The sequence below is a fragment of the Micromonospora sp. RV43 genome, from assembly GCF_001029515.1.
Taxonomy (GTDB): domain Bacteria; phylum Actinomycetota; class Actinomycetes; order Mycobacteriales; family Micromonosporaceae; genus Micromonospora; species Micromonospora aurantiaca.
This window is the reverse complement of sequence record NZ_LEKG01000177.1, coordinates 1-16,443: the sequence shown is the minus strand read 5'-3', so window position 1 is coordinate 16,443 and position 16,443 is coordinate 1. Positions and strand designations below refer to the sequence as shown.

Genomic DNA, 16,443 nt, shown 5'->3' with positions numbered 1-16,443 from the left:
CGTCCGCACCGTCGAGTTCGTCAACCTCGACGTGCTCCTGCCCACCTGCGCCGCCATCATCCACCACGGCGGATCAGGCACCTCCCAGACCGCACTCATCCACGGCGTACCCCAGGTCATCGTGCCGGCGGTGTTGCTCGACAACCACCTGAAGTCGTGGCGGGTGGCGGAGGCGGGAGCGGCACTGTGCGGCAGCGCCGAGAAGTGCACGGCGCGGGAGCTGCGCGCACTGCTGTCGAGAGTGCTCGAGGAGTCGTCGTTCGCGGCCGCGGCCGCCCGGCTGCGGGTCGAGATGCTCGCCGCGCCGGCACCGGCCGAACTGGTGCCGGCGCTGCGGCGCCTCACCCGCGCTCTGCGGTGAGCTTCTCCAGCATTGGAACCACGTCGTTCGGCGAGGGCATCGCACTCATGGCCTCGCGCAGCTGTCCGGCCCGGTGCCGAAACGAGCCCTCGTCGAGGATTCGGGCCAGGAGGCCGCGCAGCCTCGCCGGGGTGAGGTCGGAGGAGTGCAGGGCCAGTCCCGCACCGAGCGCCTCGGTGCGCTGGGCCCGGTAGACCGCGTCCCACATGTATCCGAGCGACAACTGCGGTACGCCCAGCGCTGCAGCAGTCGCCCAGGTGCCCAGGCCCCCGTGGTGCAGGACGGCGGCGCACGTCGGCAGCAGAACGTCGAGCGGCACGTGTTCGACCAGCCGGACGTTGTCCGGCACGTCCGGCACGAGGGCCTGCTCCTCGGCGGAGAGCGTGGCGACCACCTCGACGTTGAGCTCCGCGACGACCTCGAAGAGGTCCTCGATGGCGATCATGTTCGACCAGTTGCTGGTACGGGCGGTCATGCCGAGCGTCACGCACAGACGCGGCCTGCCGGGCGGCTCGCGCAGCCAGTCCGGCACGATCGACGGCACCTGGCCGTTGTAGGGGATGTAGCGTATCGGCACGGTCGGCTGCCGGGTGTCGATCCGAATGCCCTCGGGCATCGGGTCGATGGACCACTGCCCGGTGACGATCTCCTCGTCGAAGCCGTGACCGTAGCGCGCAAGGGTCGAGTCGAGCCAGGACGCGAGCACGTCGTCACGCCGCCCGGCCGGTAGCCGGTCGAGCATGGACAGGTGTCGCTCACGGGTGCTGAGAAACATGTCCGGCATCGTCAACAGCCGGGCGTGCGCCGCGCCGGTGACCCGGGCGGCGACCGCACCCGCGAACGTGAACGGCTCCCACAGCACCAGGTCCGGCTGCCAGCCGTAGGCCAGGTCTACGACGTCGTCGATCATCGAGTCGCTGTTCACCTTGGAGTAGAACAGCGCAGTCATCACGGTCTCGTGGCCCCTGAGGAACTCCAGGCCCAGCCTGTCGTGGCGCTTTTCCAGGTAGTCGCGGTCGTCGTGCAGCGCGAGGATGTCAGCGCCGACCTTGGCGAGCATCTGGTCGTGGGCGTGGTCGACGCCGACCGGCGCCGCGGTGAGTCCGGCACGCACGACGGCCTCGATGAGCGCCGGCTGTCCGGCGACGAGAACCTGGTGCCCGGCGGTGCGCAGGGCCCAGGCGAGGGGCACGCATCCGCTGAAGTGGCTGTCGACGGCGAAGCAGGTGATGAGTACTCGCATGTCCGCGCCTCCTTTCGCTCACGCAACGACGGGCCGCGACAGCGGGCTGCCGGTCACGGGGGACCGCAGCCGCCGGTAGCCCTCGCCGGCGGCGCGCAACGTGGGCAGGTGTGCCGCGAGGGCGGACACGGCGACGGTGGCGTGCCGGCGTACCGTCTCGGCGACGACGCCGGCCGGCATCGCAGGGTGCGCCCAGAGGATCTCGGCAGCCGGCTCGCGTCCCGGATCGAAGTGGTCCGGGTCGGCGAACGCGGCGGGGTCGCGATTGGCAGCTTCGAGCAGGACCACGACCTCGCTGCCCGCCGTGATCGCGGTGCCGTCCAGATCGAGGTCGGTGCGGGCGACGAGGCGTTGCAGCCGGACGGGCGGCGCGAAGCGCAGGGTTTCGCGTACCGCGGCGGCAGCGAGACCCGGCTCCGTCGCCACGGCTGTCCACCGCCCAGGCTCGGCGAGCAGCGCGCACATGGTGTTGGCGATCAGCGTCGCCGTAAGGTCGGCGCCGACGGCACAGTGGAGCAGCGCCACCGGCAGGACGCTGTCCGGCTCGGTGCGCGTCAGCTCGCCGAGCAGGTCGTCACCGGCGCCGGTCGGCAGCGAGACGAGCAGTTCCCGCAGCCCGGCGATCGAGTCGAGCAGCAGCCGGGCGGTGTCCAACCGCGGCGGGCACAGCGTGGCGTCGAGGGCGGTCGCGGCGCCCGCACACAGCCGCGCGAACTCCTCCTGGTGCGCTGCCGGCACGCCGAGCAGGACAGAGGTGGCCATGGTGGCGACGGGCACCGCGTAGTCCGAGGTCAGGTCGAACGTGCCGTTGAGGCCGGCGGCCAGCCGGTCGATCCGGACGGTGATCTCCGTGTGTGCCTTTCTCAGGCGTGGTGCGGCGAGTGCCGCCGCGACGCTTCGCCCGAAGCGTTCGCAGTCCGTCCGGTCGAGTTGGAGCCCCACGTCGTCGAGGGGCAGCACGTCGTCGAGGGTCGGCATGGCCCACGACGGTGCGCTGTCGGTGGGCGGCGGTTTGCGCAGCCCGAGCCGCTCGTCGCGGAGCAGCCGGACGGCCAAGGCGTGCGTCGCGGTGACCCAGGCCTCGGCACTGCTCCAGGTCAGCGCACCGTTCGCGCGTACGCGCCGGCCGAGTTCGTGGGGGTCGTCGCTCTCTGCCCGGAGCAGGAGGGCGTAGGGGTCCTGCCGGGCCCCGTACACCCACTGGAAGCCGCGCAGTGTCATGAGGGTCGAGCCGAGGGCGTCGTCTGTGCTGGTCGCCGTCATGCGGACAAGCTAGGAACGCGCGCTCGTGGTGCCCTCAAGCTTCGCTGTACCGCCTTGCCGCGTCGTGCCACATGTCGCGCAGCGACGCGTCGAGCGCGGTCCGCGGCTGCCAGCCGAGCAGCCGCGCCGCCCGGCGGATGTCCGCCCGGGTCCAGTCTCCGCCCTTGCTCTGCACCGCGGCGCCCTGCTCGTCGATCGTGTCGGGCGGCAGTCCGGCCGCGGCCAGGAGCCAGTCGACGAGCTGCCGCATGGCGACCGCCTCGCCGCGGCCGACGTTGATGACCTGACCCACCGTGCTCTCGGGCGCGCGGGCCGCCCGGACGACCGCGTCGGTGAGGTCCCGCACGTCGAGGTAGTCGCGGCGCGCGTCGGCAATCGTCATCGGCACGCGGTCGCCCGGCCGGACGTCGCGGATCCGGTCGAGGACCGCGCCGAGGAAGCTGGCGGAAGTCGTGCCCGGCCCGCACACGTTGACCGCGCGCAGGACCACGCCCCGTGCGGTGCCGGCGGCGGTCGCGTTCAGAAGCGCCTGTGAACCGGCCAGCTTCGTCCGGGCGTATCCGGTCTGCGGCTCCGGCGTGCGGCTCTCGTCGATCAGTGTCCCGGCCGGCACCGGGCCGTACTCGTGGATGGTGCCTATGTGGACGATGCGCGGCGGATCGGGCATGAGTGTGCTGGCGGCGACCAGCCGTTCGACGATCTGGACGTGGGCGAGGTGCATCGCCTCGGCGCTGAGGACCCAGCCCCCCGTCGCGTTCACCACGATCTCGGTGCGGTGTGCGGTCAACGCTGCGGCGAGCTGCGCCGGCGCAGCCTCCGCGAGGTCCAGGCGGAGGGCGGAGCCCGCCGCGGATGGGCGCCGGGCGATGCCGAGCACGTGGTCACCGGAGGCACGGAACGCCGAGCACACGTGCTGCCCGACGCCACCGGTGGCCCCGAGTACCGCGACCGCGGTGCTCACTCGCGGCCCCGGGGCGCGGCGAACAGTTCGCTCTCCAGCTTCTGGCACTGTGCGTAGTCCGGTAGCAGACCCAGTCTGCGGGCCTCCTCGATCGTGGGCGCGGACCTGTCCCGATCGGAGAGCACCCGCTCGACGCCGGTCGGCAGCGGCAGGTTCAGCGCCGGGTCCAGCACGTTGACCGCCTTCTCGTGCGCCTCGACGTAGCCGTCGGAGAGCATGTACGACACGACGGTGTCGTCCTCGAGCGCGGCGAAGGCGTGGGCCACGCCAACCGGCAGGTAGACCGCCCGGAACGCCTCTTGGTCGAGCAGGACCTGATCGAACTGCCCGAAGGTCGGGGAACCGACTCGGATGTCCACGACGAAATCGATCGTCTTGCCCCGCGCGCAGTACACGTACTTGGCGATTCCGGGCGGGGTGAGGGTGAAGTGCGCGCCCCGGACCACGCCCTTGCGTGAGCGGCTGTGGTTCGTCTGGGCCACCGGAAAGAGTGGGTGGCCGAGCGCCTCGACGAAGGCGGTCTCCTGGAAGGGCGAGACGAAGATCCCGCGGTCGTCGGGGAAGACCCGTGGGGTGAATTCGACGGCGCCTTCGACCTTCAGTGCGCGGGCCTGCATGGTGGATGACATTCGGTGCTCCCGAATCGGTTGGGCGATGGACGATCAGTTCGGACCGGCGGTGACCGGCCGACGATGCTGCTCGGTGAGCAGTTCGAGGGCGGGAACGATGTCGGCCGGTGTCGGGGCGCCGAGCACCTCGCGTCGCAGCCGCGCCGCCGCCTCGCGGTACGACGGATCGATCAAGACACGGCGGACGGCCGCGGCCAGGGCCGGCGCGGGGAAGTCCGGGTCCCGGATCCACACCCCGGCACCCGCACGTTCGATCAGCTCGGCCTTGTATTCGGTGTCCCACATCAGGTCGGGCACGACGACCTGCGGTACGCCGTGCAGCAGCGCGGTCTGCATCGAGCCGGAGCCGCCGTGGTTGATGATCGCCGAGCAGGTTGGCAGCAGCACGTCAAGGGCCATGAAATCGACGACCCGGACGTTTGACGGCACCGGGCCGAGGCCGGCGAGTTGCCGCGCGTCGAGCGTAGCGACGATCTCGGCGTCGATCTCGGCCGCGGCGGCGAGCAGTTCGGCGCTCGCGGCGCGGTCGCGGCCGAGCACGTCGCGTCCGCTCTGACCGAGCGTCAGGCACACGCGTGGCCGGTGCGCCGGGGCGCACGTCATCTCCGTCGCCGTGGCCGCACCGTTGTAGGGCACGTACCGGACCGGCACACGAAGCTGGTCGGTGGCGAGCCCGACCGAGGGTGGCACGGGATCGATCGTCCACTGCCCGACCACGGCTTCCTCGGCGAACGCGACGCCGTACTTGTCGAGCGCGCTGCCGAGCCAGTCGCGGAACGGGTCGTCGGGTGCGTCGTGACGCCGGTACTCCATCCGTGCGCGGGCGATCAGGTCGAGTCCGAACAGCAGCCGCGCGTGCGCGGCGCCGCCGGCCATCGCGGCGACGGCGCCGCCGAACGTCATCGTGTCCCAGACGACGAGGTCGGGCCTCCAGTCGAAGACGAGGTCGACGAGCTGTGCGATCATCGGCTCCGGGTTCAGTGCTCGGTAGACGTCGGTGGATATCGCCAGGGCGGTGCGCAGGTATTCGCGCGTGCGCCGGTCGGGCCGCCGGCAGCTCAGGTCGGCCAGTGCCGTGAAGTCGACGGAGCCGTCGTCGGGCCGGTCGATCTGTTCGGACAGGGCGAGCGGCTCGCCGACGGGCACGAACAGATGGCCGGTCCGCGCGACGGCGTCGGCGAGATCCGGCTGGCCCGCGATCCGGACGTCGTGCCCGGCTGCGCGCAGCGCCCACGCGATCGGCACCTGGATCTGCAGGTGCGAGGGGGCAGCGAACGTCGTGAACAGGACCCGCATGAAGGTCTCCTCGAATGCGGACGGCGGCTGCCTCAGGCCCAGAGATTCGCACCGGGCGCTTGCGATCCGCTCGAGTCGGACTCGATGACCCCGTCTCCGCTTTCGAGCCGGAGAAGTGGGATCAGGATGTGCCAATCGTGGAGTACGATCTCCAAATTAGTTGCACTCATGTTCCGCTCTGGGCCACTATCCTGCTAGGCTGGGTCAATGGTCACGGAGGTGCCGGAGTCCGGAACGCGCAACCGAACCCGGCGCGCGATTCTCAACGCTGCGGCGTCGGTCTTCGCGCACAATCGTTCGGCCACCCTGGCCGACGTCGCGGTGGCGGCCGACGTGGGTCGTAGCACACTGCACCGCTACTTCCCCGACCGCGACGAGCTGATCAACTCGGTGGTCGCCGACTGCTACACGGCGATCGAGCAAGCCGTCGTCGACGCGCACGTCGAGCAGGGCAAGCCGCTCGACGCCATGCGCCGCCTGGTGGCGGCCATGGTGGAGCTCGGCGACCGTCTGCTGTTCCTGTTCGGCGACCCACGGCTGGCGGAGGAGTTCGCCAACCGTAAGCCCGAGAAGCCGCCGATCGTGCAGCCGGTCATCCTGCTGATCGAGCGAGGTCAGCAGGAGGGGGTCTTCGATCACGCCGTTGATGCGCGGTGGATCCAGCACGTCCTGTGGTCGCTGGTCTATACCGGCTGCGAAATGTCCGGCCAGGGCATGATGTCGCGGCACGAGGTCACGTCGACGGTCATCCGCACGCTCGAGCGTGGTGTCGTCCGCGACGCGTGAACGCGACCGGACACCACCCCTACAAGCCAATGGGAGCAACGATGAGGATCCTTGTGACCGGTGCGACGGGTTACGTTGGCCGCAACGTCCTGCCGCAGTTGGTGTCCGCCGGCGTCGACGTCCGCGCGCTGACCCGCGACCCGGCCAGAGCAGAGGTGCCGGCCGGCGTGGACCTGGTCCGCGGCGACCTGAGCCGGCCGGACTCGCTGAGCGAGGCGCTTGAAGGCGTCGAGCGGATGTACCTCTTCCCGGCACCGGAGACCGCGCGTGAGGTAGTCGCCCGCGCCGTGAAGGCCGGCGTGCGGCGCATCGTCGTGCTGTCGTCGGGGGCGGTGACCACGGGTTACGACACCGACTTCCACCTGCCGGTCGAGCGGGCAGTCGAGGAGTCCGGCCTGGAGTGGACCCATGTCCGGCCCGGCGAGTTCGCGACCAACACTCTGCACATGTGGGCGCCGTCGATCCGTGCCGAGAACGCAGTGTACGACCCGCATCCGGACGCCGTCGGCGTGCCGACGCACGAGCGTGACGTCGCCGACATCGCTGCTCTCGCGCTACTCGAAGACGGGCACACAGGTAAGGCCTACACCATCGTCGGGCCGCAGCCGCTCACCCACGCCGAGCAGCTGGAGGCGATCGCCGCGGCGGTCGGACGGGAACTGTCCTTCAAGGACGTCACCGCGCAGGAGGCATTGGCGTACTACCAGGCGCTCGGTGGCTGGGCAGCAGCGAACGCACCGTTCCTGCTAGGTCTCGTCACGTACTCCAACGAGGAGACGACGCCGGAGGCCGAGCACCAGTACGACAAGGACACGGTGGAGGAGCACCCCACGGCCGAGAGTGTGACCAACCGGCCCGGGCGCACGTTCGCGCAGTGGGCTCAGGACCACGCCGACGACTTTCGCTGACGGGCTGCCCAGCGCGCTTCGAGCCGGCCACCACGGCCCGCTCCTAGCTTCGCGGTATGCGGGTACTCCTGACGACCTTCGCGGTCCGGTCCCATATCTACAGCCTCGTGCCGATCGCGTGGGCGCTACGTGCGGCCGGCCACGACGTGTGCGTCGCGACCCACCCCGAGGGGGAGGAGCACGTCGTCAGCGCCGGCCTGCCGTTCGCAGGGGTCGGCGAGCCGATCCCGAGCGTCGGTGAACAGGACACCGGCGGGGACGTCGAGAGCGGGGCCGCGCAAGACGGCGGCGGGACCTTCGGTTGGGCGGACTGGCCGGAGCTGCTCGACCTCGCCGAGACCGACCCGACGACGCTCACCTACGACTACCTTCTCGGCGTCTTCGCGGCGTACACGCCGATGGTCTTTCGGTACTACACCGACGGCATGGTCGACGGCCTGGTGGAGTTCGCCCGCAGGTGGAAGCCCGATCTGGTGCTGTGGGACACGATGTCGTTCGCCGGCCCGGTGGCGGCGGCGGCGTGCGGCGCCGCCCACGCGCGGGTGCTGTTCGGACTGGACATCCTCGGCCACGCCCGCGGCGCGTTCCTGCGCGCGGCCGCACGACGCCCCGCGTCCGCGTGCGACGATCCGCTGCGCGAGTGGCTCGACGGCGTGCTGCGCAGGCACGGCCGCACGTTCAGCGAGGAGGTGGTGGTCGGGCAGTGGACCGTGGATCCGGTGGTGTCCTCGTTGAGCCTGGGCACCGCATCGCCCCGCATCGGCATGCGATACGTGCCGTACAACGGGCCCTCGGTCGTTCCGGCGTGGCTGGCCGAACTCGATCCGGAGGTGCCCCGGGTATGCGTCACGATGGGAATCTCACACCGGGAGATCTGGGGCGCGGACCGCGTACCCGTCGCCCGGTTGCTGGACGGGATCGCCGACCTGGGCGTCGAGGTGGTGGCGACATTGTCGGGCCGTCAGCGCGACGGCGTCGACACCGAGCGCGTACGGGTGGTGGACTTCGCGCCGCTGGACGCGCTGCTGCCGCTCTGCTCCGCCGTGGTGAGCCACGGCGGAGCCGGTTCGTTCCAGACCGCGCTCGTGCACGGGGTGCCGCAGGTGCTGGTGCCGGACATGCTGTGGGACACCGGGTTGAAGGCGAGCCGCCTCGAGCGGCTTGGCGCGGGTCTGCGCGTGCGGGAGGTGCCAGCGACCTCTGCGCTGGTGGAGCGGGCCCTGACTGACAGACGGCTTCGCGACCGGGCGACGCGGCTGCGGCGCGAGGCCCTCGGCGTGCCGGCCCCCCGAGAGGTGGTACCAGTCCTCGAACGGCTGACGGCACGTCACGGCGTCAGGTGAGGGACAGGCCCCCGTCGATCGGGATCACTACGCCGGTCAGGTAACCGGCGTCCGGCTCTACGAGCTTGCGCACCCAAGTGGCGATCTCCTCCGGCGTGCCGACCCGTCCCGCCGGCGCACGGTCGGCCATCCACTTGAGGAAGTCGGCGTACTGCTCCTCGGTCATGCCGCTGCGGACCCCGATACCCGTATCGGCGACGCCGGGCGCGATCCCCACGACCCGGATCCCGCGCGGAGCCATCTCGACGGCCCAGGTGCGGGTCAGGAAGTCCAGCGCCACCTTACTCGCGCCGTACGCCCCGTTGGCGGGCCACGTCCGCTGGCCGAGCGCGCCCGCCGTGCTGATGTTGACCACCACGCCCCGGCTGGCCGCGAGGGGTTCGAGAGCGCACCGCGTCAGGTGGATCGGTGCCATGACATTCGTCGCGAACTGCGACTGGATCTCCTCCTCCGTGGTGTCGGCGAGGAGCTTCGCGACCGACGTGGCGGCGTTGTTGACCAGGACGTCGATCCGCCCGTACGCCTGCTGAGCCGCGTCGACGACGGCCTGCGGTGCGCCGGGAGCGGTGATGTCGGCGACAGACGTCCGGATGCCCGGGTAACCCTCGGCGGTGTCCCTCAGGCTCGCCGCAGTACGGCCGACGATCAGGACGTCATCGCCCTGCTCGGCGAACCCGCGGGCCACGGCGCGGCCGATGCCGGTGCCGCCGCCGGTGATGACGATGCTGCGCCTCAGCGCGGACGTGTTCCCATTACCCATGGCCGGATTCTGCGCTCCGTACCTCGAGCGGGTCTGTCTGGAGACCGGACCGTCGGGTACGTGTGGGCGAGCGCCGTTCGAGCCGGGTTCGAACCGGTGACGATCGCCTGCTGCCAGGGTCGGGCAACCGCCCCGACCATCGGTAGGAGCACCGCATGAGCAGTCAGACCGACGCCGTACGGCGCGTGATCAACGCGTTCAACACCGGCAAGACCGACGACGTCGACGAGTACATCCACGACGAGTACCTCAACCCGGCGACGCTCGAACACGGCATCTCGCAGGGTCCGAAGGCCTTCGCGATGGTCGTCGCCTGGGTACGCCGGACGTTCTCCGAGGAGGCGCACCTCGAAGAGATCAACGTTACCGAGAACGGCGAATGGGTCCGCGCCCACCTTGTGCTGTACGGCCGTCACGTCGGCAACCTCGTCGGGATCCCGCCGACCGGCCGGCGCTTCGCCGGCGAGCAGATCCACCTCTTCCGGATCGTCGACGGCAAGATCCGCGACCACCGCGACTGGCCCGACTTCCAGGGCACCCTGCGCCAGCTCGGTGACCCGTGGCCGGAGAACGGCGGGTGGCGGCCGTGACGACGATCAAGGCCTCGGACTACAAGACCGAGGTGGCCGCTGCTTTCGACCGGGCCGCCGGGACCTACGACCGGCTCGGGGTGGAGTTCTTCGGACCGATGGGGCGACGGCTGGTCGAGCGTGTCGCGCCCGCACCCGGCCACCGGGTCCTCGACGTCGGCTGCGGCTCCGGCGCCTGCCTGTTCCCGGCTGCGGCCCGGGTCGGTCCGGCCGGCCGCGTCGTCGGCATCGACATCGCGCCGGGCATGGTCGAAACAGCCCGTGCCGAAGCTGCCCGGCGCGGCGTCGGCAACGTCGAGGCACGCGTCATGGACGGCGAACGGGTCGACTTCCCGGCGGCCTCGTTCGACGTCGTGATCGGCAGTTACAGCCTCATCTTCCTGCCCGACGTGCGCGGCGCGTTGCGCCGCTACGCGCAGGTGTTGGTGCCGGGCGGCCGGATCGGCTTCACCAGCCCCCAGTTCCGCACCGGCACGTTTCCCTTCCTCCCGCCGGTCTTCACCGAGCTGATTCCGAACGATCTGTTGCGCAGCCTGCCCGAGCAATGGCGGCCGGAGGCGCTGCAGCGGCGCTTCAACAGCTGGCTGGAGGGCCCGGCCGACCTGCGCGCGACAATGGAGGCGGCGGGATTCGTCGATGCCGACGTGCATGACGAGGCGGTACCGCTCGTCGCGGCCACCGGAGAGGTTTGGGTCGACTGGTCACACACGCACGGCATGCGGCTGATGTGGGACCACCTGACCGCCGACGACGCCGCCGCGCTGCGGGCCCGGCTCATCAAGGCCCTCGATGAGATGCGCGACGGCGCGGGACCGCTCGTCATCGACACCCCGGTCCGGTTCGTCACCGCGCAGACGCCTCCGGTGCGATAACGGGTCGCTGTGTTCGTCGGTCACCTGACCGACGAACACAGCGACCCGGTCTTCTCTCGGGAGTCCGGTCAGAAGTCCGCGACGTGGTCGACGGCCCATTCGGCGAGCGTGCGGGTCGGGCGGCCGATCACCCGTTCGGCGTCGGGAGAGACCTTCGGTGGATGTTCGACCCACCGCTCCTCGAAGGCGAGGAGGTAGTCGGCGATCTGCTCCGGGAAGCCGAGGCCGATCAGGTCCGCGCGTGCCTCCGCCGGGCTCACCTCGATGAACGTGAGCGGACGGCCGATGCCGGTCGCGATCGCGGCCACCTGCTCACCCGGCGTCAGCTGCTGCGGACCGGTCACGCGGTACGCGGCGCCCACGTGGTCGTTGCTCGTGAGCGCCGCCGCCGCGACGGCCGCGATGTCGGCCTCGTGCACCGGTACGCCGCGCGCCGCCGGGTAGGCCGCACGCACCACGCCCTTCTCGCGGATCGAGCGACCCCAGGTGTCCAGCTTGTTGAGCGCGAACTCGCCGGGCCGCACGTGGGTCCACTCGAGGCCGGACTTCTCAATCGCGCGCTCCACCGGCAGGTGGTAGACGGTGTCGGTGCCGTCGGTGACCGCGTCCGAGGAGAGCACGACGGCGCGACGGATCCCGGCGGCGCGGGCGCGCTCGGCCACCGCCCCGGCGGTTTCCGCGACCGGGAAGAGGAACATCCGGTCGACGCCGTCGAAGGCGGGACCGAGGGTGTCCGGTGCCGCGAGGTCGCCCCGGACGATCTCGACGCCCGCGGGTAACCCGGCGACGGCTGGTTCCTGGCGGGTCAGCGCGCGTACCTCGACGCGTAGGGCGAGGAGATGCGCGATGAGGTGCCGGCCCACGTTGCCGGTCGCACCGGTGATCAGAATCCTCATCGTCTACTCCCAGGCCCGAACGGATAGCCCGTGGTGGAACACGTCGAGCGGGTCGTATGTCCGCTTGACCCGCTGCAGCCGTGGATAGTTGCCGCGGTAGTAGAACGCATGCCAGGGCACCCCTGACCGGTTCCACGCGGGATCGGCGATGTCGACGTCCGGGTAGTTGATGTAGGTACCGCTGTAGGCCTCACCCGGCACCGGTACGCCGCCGGTGGAGGCGTACACATCGCGGTAGCACTCGCGAGCCCAGGTGAGGAGCTTGGTCTCCTGCTCGGGCGTGAACCACACCGACTGGATCACCGAGGCGAAGCGCGCGTCGCGGTGCGGCATCGCCGTGGACGCTGCATCGACGGTGTTCACCTTCCCGCCGAAGTACCCGATGAAGGCATTGCTGCCGTAGAACTCGTAGCTGCCCTCGGACAGATAGCGGTACAGGGTGGACAGTTGTTCGCCGGTCCAGCCCGTACGCAGGAACGCGTCCTTGGCCTTGAACGAGTAGTCGCCGGCAGGCGGCATCGACAGGGTGGCCTTCAGCCACGGAGTCACCGACCGTTCCTCGGTGTTGGTGATGCCGAGTCCGTCGGACAGCGCGGCCAGGTATCCGGTGAGCAGCGCGTCGGCATCCGGGCGGGTGCCGTCGACGTTCACCCCGAGCTGGATCTGACCGTTGATCTTATGGTAGAGGAAGATTCCCGCGTCGATTCCGGTGTCGGTCGTCCCGTCGCCGCCGTGCTCCTCGTGCCACCGGCAGAAGTTGTGGACGAGGCGGAGGAAGATCTGCTCGTTGATGTCGCTCCAGTTCCAGTTGACCGCGGCGTGCAGCAGCGTGGCGGGCGGCCGGGGCAGCAGGGCGGCTGCGCTGGCGCCCGTAGCGCCGGGGGAGCGCAGCAGGTAGCGGGTGACGACGCCGAAGTTTCCGCCGCCGCCGCCGGTGTGCGCCCACCAGAGGTCGCGGTTCGGGTCGTTCGGTGCCCGGGTCGCGACGACCGTGCGCACCCGTCCTGACGCATCGACGACGACGACCTCGACGCCGTAGAGATGGTCGGCCGCGAGCCCGTGCCGTAGCGCCAGCGTGCCGTAGCCACCGCCGGCGAGGTGCCCGCCGATTCCGACACTGGGGCAGACGCCGGCCGGCAGAGTGACACCCCACGCGAGGTACAGCGTCCGGTACAGCTGGCCCAGCGTTGCTCCCGACTGCACGGAGATGGCCCGGTGCACCGGGTCGTAGGAGATGCCGCGCATCTCGGAGACGTCGATGACCAGGCGAACCTCGGGGCTGTCGACGAAGTCCTCGAAGCAGTGCCCGCCGCTGCGTACCGCGAGCCGGGCTCCGGTGCGCCGGGCGTCCCGGACCGCCTCGACGACCTGGGCGGGGGTATTCACCAGCCGTACCGAGTCGGGTGTGCCGGTGAAGCGGCGGTTCGCGCCCCGGATCGTGAGCTCCTGGTAGCGCGGGTCGTCGCGCCCGACGCTCACCGCGCCGAACTCGGGTGCGCAGCCGGCGGCTGCGGCGCCGCCGGGCGCGCCGATACCGCCGACGAGTGCGGAGCCGCCCGCGACGATCGATCCGCCGAGCAACCGGCGGCGGGTCAACGGGGTCATCGCTGCTCTCCGGCGACTTCCCGGTACAGGTTCGGTTCGCTGCTGCTCAGGGCTCGCAGGGCGCGGGCGTGCGGGGTGAATCCGGGTTGTGCCAGCGCGTTGTGGAATCGTTCGGCGTCGCGCCACACCGCGATGTTGACGTAGCTCTGCTCGTCGGTCGTGTGTCGCAGCAACGTGTTGCCGAGGTAGCCGTCCTGCGCGGCCATGAACGCGGTGGTCGCGGCGAACGTCCGTTCGAACTCCTCCGCGGACGCGTGCACCGTGAAGCGGTTGATGAATGTGACCGGTGCTACCGGTCCGGTCGGTTCGTTACCTGCCACCTGATCGCCCTTCGCTGCGGTGCGGCGTCGGGCCTACCGGGCCCGACGCCGGTCAGGCTGGCAGGGACGCCTCGCGCGGGGATCGACGATCGCTGGTCGGCCGGCGCGTCACCGGCTCAGGTTGCGCCACCGGCGCACGGCCAGCGGGAGGAAGACCGCGGTGATCACCAGCGGCCAGACGATGGCCAGAAGGGTGGCGTGGTCCGCGGCCCAGGAACCACCGGTGCGCCCGGGATTGCCGAACAGTTCGGCGCTGGCACCGATGGTCGCCGAGAGTGGGTTCCATTCGGACATGACCCGTAGCCACGTCGGCATCTGCTCCGGCGACACGAACGTGTTGGCCAGCAGCGAGACCGGAAACAGCACCACGAACGACGACCCGGCGGCCTCCGGGGAGAGCCGGAGTCCGATGTAGATGCCCACCCAGATCAGCGAGTATCGCAGCAACAGCAGTAGCAGCACCGCCAGAACGGCGCTCTCCCAGCCGTTGTGCCAGCGCCAGCCGATGGCCAGGCCGCACAGGATCAGGCTGACCAGTTCGAGGAAGGAGTGGAACATTCCGGTGAAGCAGTGCCCGAGCACGACCGACGAACGCGAGATCGGCATCGAGCGGAGGCGGTCGGTCACCCCCTTGGAGCTGTCGTTGGCGACCGTCATCAGGGTGGTGACGATGCCGAAGAGCATGGTCTGGCCGAACAGGCCCGGCATGAGGTATTCGCGGTAGTTGTCGACCCCGTCGACGGCCATCGCGCCGCCGAACACGAAGCCGAACAGCACGACCATCTCAACCGGCCAGAACAGGCTGTATGCCATCTGAATCGGCACGCGAACCCAGCTGATCAGGTTGCGATGCCACATGACGAAGCTCTCGGTCAACGTCCAGCGCAGGTGTCCGGTGAGGCGGTCCGGCGACGATACGACCGTCGGGTTCATCCGACCGGCTCCTTGGTCTGATCGATGGGTATGCCCTCCTGCGCCGGGTCTGCGGTCAGCCGCAGGAACACCTCGTCGAGGGTCGGCCTGCGCAGCGCGATGTCAGCGACGTCGATGCCGGCCTCAGCGAGCCGGCGCGTCACCTCGACGAGCGTGCCGACCCGGTCTTTGACCGGAGCATTGATGCGGCGGGTGTCTGGCTCGCTGTGCGCACTCTGCGTCGTGACGCGTTCCACCAGGGCGGTAGCCGCGGCCAGCTCAGCGGCGTCGCGCACGACGATGTCGAGCTGGTCGCCGCCGAGGGTCGACTTGAGCTGCTCCGGGGTGTCGTCGGCGATCACGCGGCCGTGGGCCATCACGGCGATCTGATCGGCGAGCTGGTCGGCCTCGTCGAGGTACTGCGTCGTCAGCAGAACGGTGGTACCGCCGTGGGTCAACATGCGCACGGCGTTCCAGACCTCGTTGCGGCTCCGAGGGTCGAGGCCGGTGGTCGGCTCGTCGAGAAAGAGCAACCGTGGGGCGAGGATGAACGCGATGGCAAGATCGAGCCGGCGGCGCATGCCGCCGGAGTAGTGCCGAACCTGCTTGTCGGCTGCGTCGGTGAGCCTGAACTGTTCCAGCAGCTCGTCGGCGCGGATCCGCGCCGCCCGGGCCGGAAGATGGTACAGGCGGCCCCACATGCGCAGGTTCTCGCGGCCTGTCAGCATCTCGTCGACGGTCGGCTGCTGCCCGGTGAGTCCGATCTGGAAGCGCACCCGGGCGGGCTCGCGTACCACGTCGAACCCGGCGACGGTCGCGCTGCCGCTGTCGGGCAGAAGCAGGGTTGTCAGGATGCGCACCGCGGTGGTCTTGCCCGCGCCGTTCGGGCCGAGAAGGCCACACACCGTGCCCTCCATGACCGTGAGGTCGAAGCCGTCCAACGCCTTCGTCTTGTCTAGCTTCTTGCACAGGTCACGGGCGATGAGCGCAGGTCTGGTCGGCATGCTGCGCCTCCTCTCGGCGCCCTGAATCTAGCACACGAAACTCCAGTAATGGAACACTGATGTTCCATTGAGATTCGATCTCTTGGCAGAATGGGCTTCGCTGGTACTCTTTCGTAAGGCATCGACGTACTCTTTTCACTCACAGGGGCATGTTTCCGGCGGGGGCTGGCGGGTGCTCACCGACTCGCTGAGGTGTTGATGAAGATCGATTCACGATCGGAGCCCGACTCGACGTCACCGGCGATGGGGTCGCCTGTTGGTCACGTCCGCCCGACGACATTGATGATCGTGGATGGCCACGAACTCATCCGGCATGGAGTGCGCCAGATCCTCGAGACCGAGCAGGATCTGTCGGTCGTCGCCGAAGCCGGTGACAGCGTCACCGCAGTGACCGTCTCGACGGCAGTCCGGCCCGATGTCGTCGTGCTGGACATCGAGATCCCGGGTGGCGACCCCGTCGGCACGGTGCGCCGGATCAGGGAGGGGTCACCCGACACGGCCGTCATCATCCTGAGCATGCTCGATGGCCCGGAGCTGGTGCGCGATCTGCTCGAGGTCGGCGTGCGGGGCTACAGATCTTGAATGGCCAGGTTCGTCCGATGTGGTTGGTGTGTTGGCCTCGTGTTGGGGTAGTTCGATGGGATGAGGTATCCCGATGGAGGTGGGTTGTCCGCGCGGGGGCGGGCGAAGCGTG

18 protein-coding genes are annotated in these 16,443 nt (G+C 70.0%); 7 read left to right on the top strand and 11 right to left on the bottom strand.

Annotated elements, in window-relative coordinates; translation table 11 throughout:
• Positions 1 to 361, top strand: a 361-nt coding sequence (locus ABD52_RS30750) for a nucleotide disphospho-sugar-binding domain-containing protein (protein WP_047894064.1), incomplete at its 5' end; no start/stop codon positions are given.
• Here the strand turns inward: ABD52_RS30750 and ABD52_RS30745 are convergent.
• The 5 genes from ABD52_RS30745 to ABD52_RS30725 are packed head-to-tail and all read right to left on the bottom strand — an operon-like array spanning position 342 to position 5,753.
• Positions 342 to 1,604: an activator-dependent family glycosyltransferase gene (locus tag ABD52_RS30745; protein WP_013287155.1), complete on the bottom strand. Its 1,263-nt coding sequence runs from the start codon at positions 1,602 to 1,604 to the stop codon at positions 342 to 344. The genes ABD52_RS30750 and ABD52_RS30745 overlap by 20 nt on opposite strands.
• Before the next feature lie 18 nt (positions 1,605 to 1,622).
• The gene (locus tag ABD52_RS30740; RefSeq protein ID WP_047894063.1) at positions 1,623 to 2,867 is read right to left on the bottom strand and encodes a P450-derived glycosyltransferase activator; all 1,245 of its coding nucleotides are present in this window, start codon (positions 2,865 to 2,867) and stop codon (positions 1,623 to 1,625) included.
• Positions 2,868 to 2,901: 34 nt separating this feature from the next.
• Positions 2,902 to 3,828: an NAD(P)-dependent oxidoreductase gene (locus ABD52_RS30735; protein ID WP_013476218.1), complete on the bottom strand. Its 927-nt coding sequence runs from the start codon at positions 3,826 to 3,828 to the stop codon at positions 2,902 to 2,904.
• On the bottom strand, positions 3,825 to 4,445 hold the full coding sequence (locus ABD52_RS30730; RefSeq protein ID WP_174361802.1) for a dTDP-4-dehydrorhamnose 3,5-epimerase family protein: 621 nt from the start codon (positions 4,443 to 4,445) through the stop codon (positions 3,825 to 3,827). Before ABD52_RS30730 ends, ABD52_RS30735 begins: the two co-directional genes overlap by 4 nt.
• Before the next feature lie 45 nt (positions 4,446 to 4,490).
• A complete protein-coding gene (locus ABD52_RS30725) occupies positions 4,491 to 5,753 on the bottom strand; it encodes an activator-dependent family glycosyltransferase (protein ID WP_047894062.1) in 1,263 nt (420 codons plus the stop codon).
• Between the two features lie 207 nt (positions 5,754 to 5,960).
• Here ABD52_RS30725 and ABD52_RS30720 point away from each other — a divergent pair, with 207 nt between their 5' ends.
• The 3 genes from ABD52_RS30720 to ABD52_RS30710 are packed head-to-tail and all read left to right on the top strand — an operon-like array spanning position 5,961 to position 8,790.
• Complete coding sequence (locus ABD52_RS30720; protein WP_013287150.1) at positions 5,961 to 6,539, top strand: TetR/AcrR family transcriptional regulator; 579 nt, start codon at positions 5,961 to 5,963, stop codon at positions 6,537 to 6,539.
• A 41-nt stretch (positions 6,540 to 6,580) separates the two neighbouring features.
• Entirely contained in the window at positions 6,581 to 7,447 is an 867-nt protein-coding gene (locus ABD52_RS30715) for an SDR family oxidoreductase (RefSeq protein WP_013287149.1), read from the top strand.
• Between the two features lie 56 nt (positions 7,448 to 7,503).
• Complete coding sequence (locus ABD52_RS30710; protein ID WP_047894061.1) at positions 7,504 to 8,790, top strand: activator-dependent family glycosyltransferase; 1,287 nt, start codon at positions 7,504 to 7,506, stop codon at positions 8,788 to 8,790.
• Here the strand turns inward: ABD52_RS30710 and ABD52_RS30705 are convergent.
• Complete coding sequence (locus ABD52_RS30705) at positions 8,783 to 9,550, bottom strand: SDR family NAD(P)-dependent oxidoreductase (protein ID WP_047894060.1); 768 nt, start codon at positions 9,548 to 9,550, stop codon at positions 8,783 to 8,785. The genes ABD52_RS30710 and ABD52_RS30705 overlap by 8 nt on opposite strands.
• 155 nt (positions 9,551 to 9,705) lie before the next feature.
• Between ABD52_RS30705 and ABD52_RS30700 the strand changes: the two genes are divergently transcribed.
• Positions 9,706 to 10,140, top strand: coding sequence for an ester cyclase (locus tag ABD52_RS30700; protein WP_013287146.1), 435 nt, complete (start codon positions 9,706 to 9,708; stop codon positions 10,138 to 10,140).
• Complete coding sequence (locus ABD52_RS30695; RefSeq protein ID WP_082171424.1) at positions 10,128 to 11,012, top strand: class I SAM-dependent methyltransferase; 885 nt, start codon at positions 10,128 to 10,130, stop codon at positions 11,010 to 11,012. The genes ABD52_RS30700 and ABD52_RS30695 overlap by 13 nt, the downstream gene beginning before the upstream one ends.
• Positions 11,013 to 11,080: 68 nt before the next feature.
• Here the strand turns inward: ABD52_RS30695 and ABD52_RS30690 are convergent, their stop codons facing one another.
• The 5 genes from ABD52_RS30690 to ABD52_RS30670 form a co-directional block, all read right to left on the bottom strand.
• On the bottom strand, positions 11,081 to 11,908 hold the full coding sequence (locus ABD52_RS30690; protein WP_047894059.1) for an NAD(P)H-binding protein: 828 nt from the start codon (positions 11,906 to 11,908) through the stop codon (positions 11,081 to 11,083).
• A 3-nt stretch (positions 11,909 to 11,911) separates the two neighbouring features.
• Positions 11,912 to 13,513 (bottom strand): FAD-binding oxidoreductase, encoded by a 1,602-nt coding sequence (locus ABD52_RS30685; protein ID WP_047894058.1) that lies wholly within the window; start codon positions 13,511 to 13,513, stop codon positions 11,912 to 11,914.
• Entirely contained in the window at positions 13,510 to 13,833 is a 324-nt protein-coding gene (locus ABD52_RS30680) for an antibiotic biosynthesis monooxygenase (protein WP_013287142.1), read from the bottom strand. The genes ABD52_RS30685 and ABD52_RS30680 overlap by 4 nt, the downstream gene beginning before the upstream one ends.
• 108 nt (positions 13,834 to 13,941) lie before the next feature.
• On the bottom strand, positions 13,942 to 14,766 hold the full coding sequence (locus ABD52_RS30675) for an ABC transporter permease (RefSeq protein ID WP_013287141.1): 825 nt from the start codon (positions 14,764 to 14,766) through the stop codon (positions 13,942 to 13,944).
• Positions 14,763 to 15,749: an ATP-binding cassette domain-containing protein gene (locus tag ABD52_RS30670; protein WP_047894057.1), complete on the bottom strand. Its 987-nt coding sequence runs from the start codon at positions 15,747 to 15,749 to the stop codon at positions 14,763 to 14,765. The genes ABD52_RS30675 and ABD52_RS30670 overlap by 4 nt, the downstream gene beginning before the upstream one ends.
• Before the next feature lie 198 nt (positions 15,750 to 15,947).
• Here ABD52_RS30670 and ABD52_RS30665 point away from each other — a divergent pair, with 198 nt between their 5' ends.
• Complete coding sequence (locus ABD52_RS30665; protein ID WP_235437605.1) at positions 15,948 to 16,331, top strand: response regulator transcription factor; 384 nt, start codon at positions 15,948 to 15,950, stop codon at positions 16,329 to 16,331.
• Positions 16,332 to 16,443 lie beyond the last annotated feature (112 nt).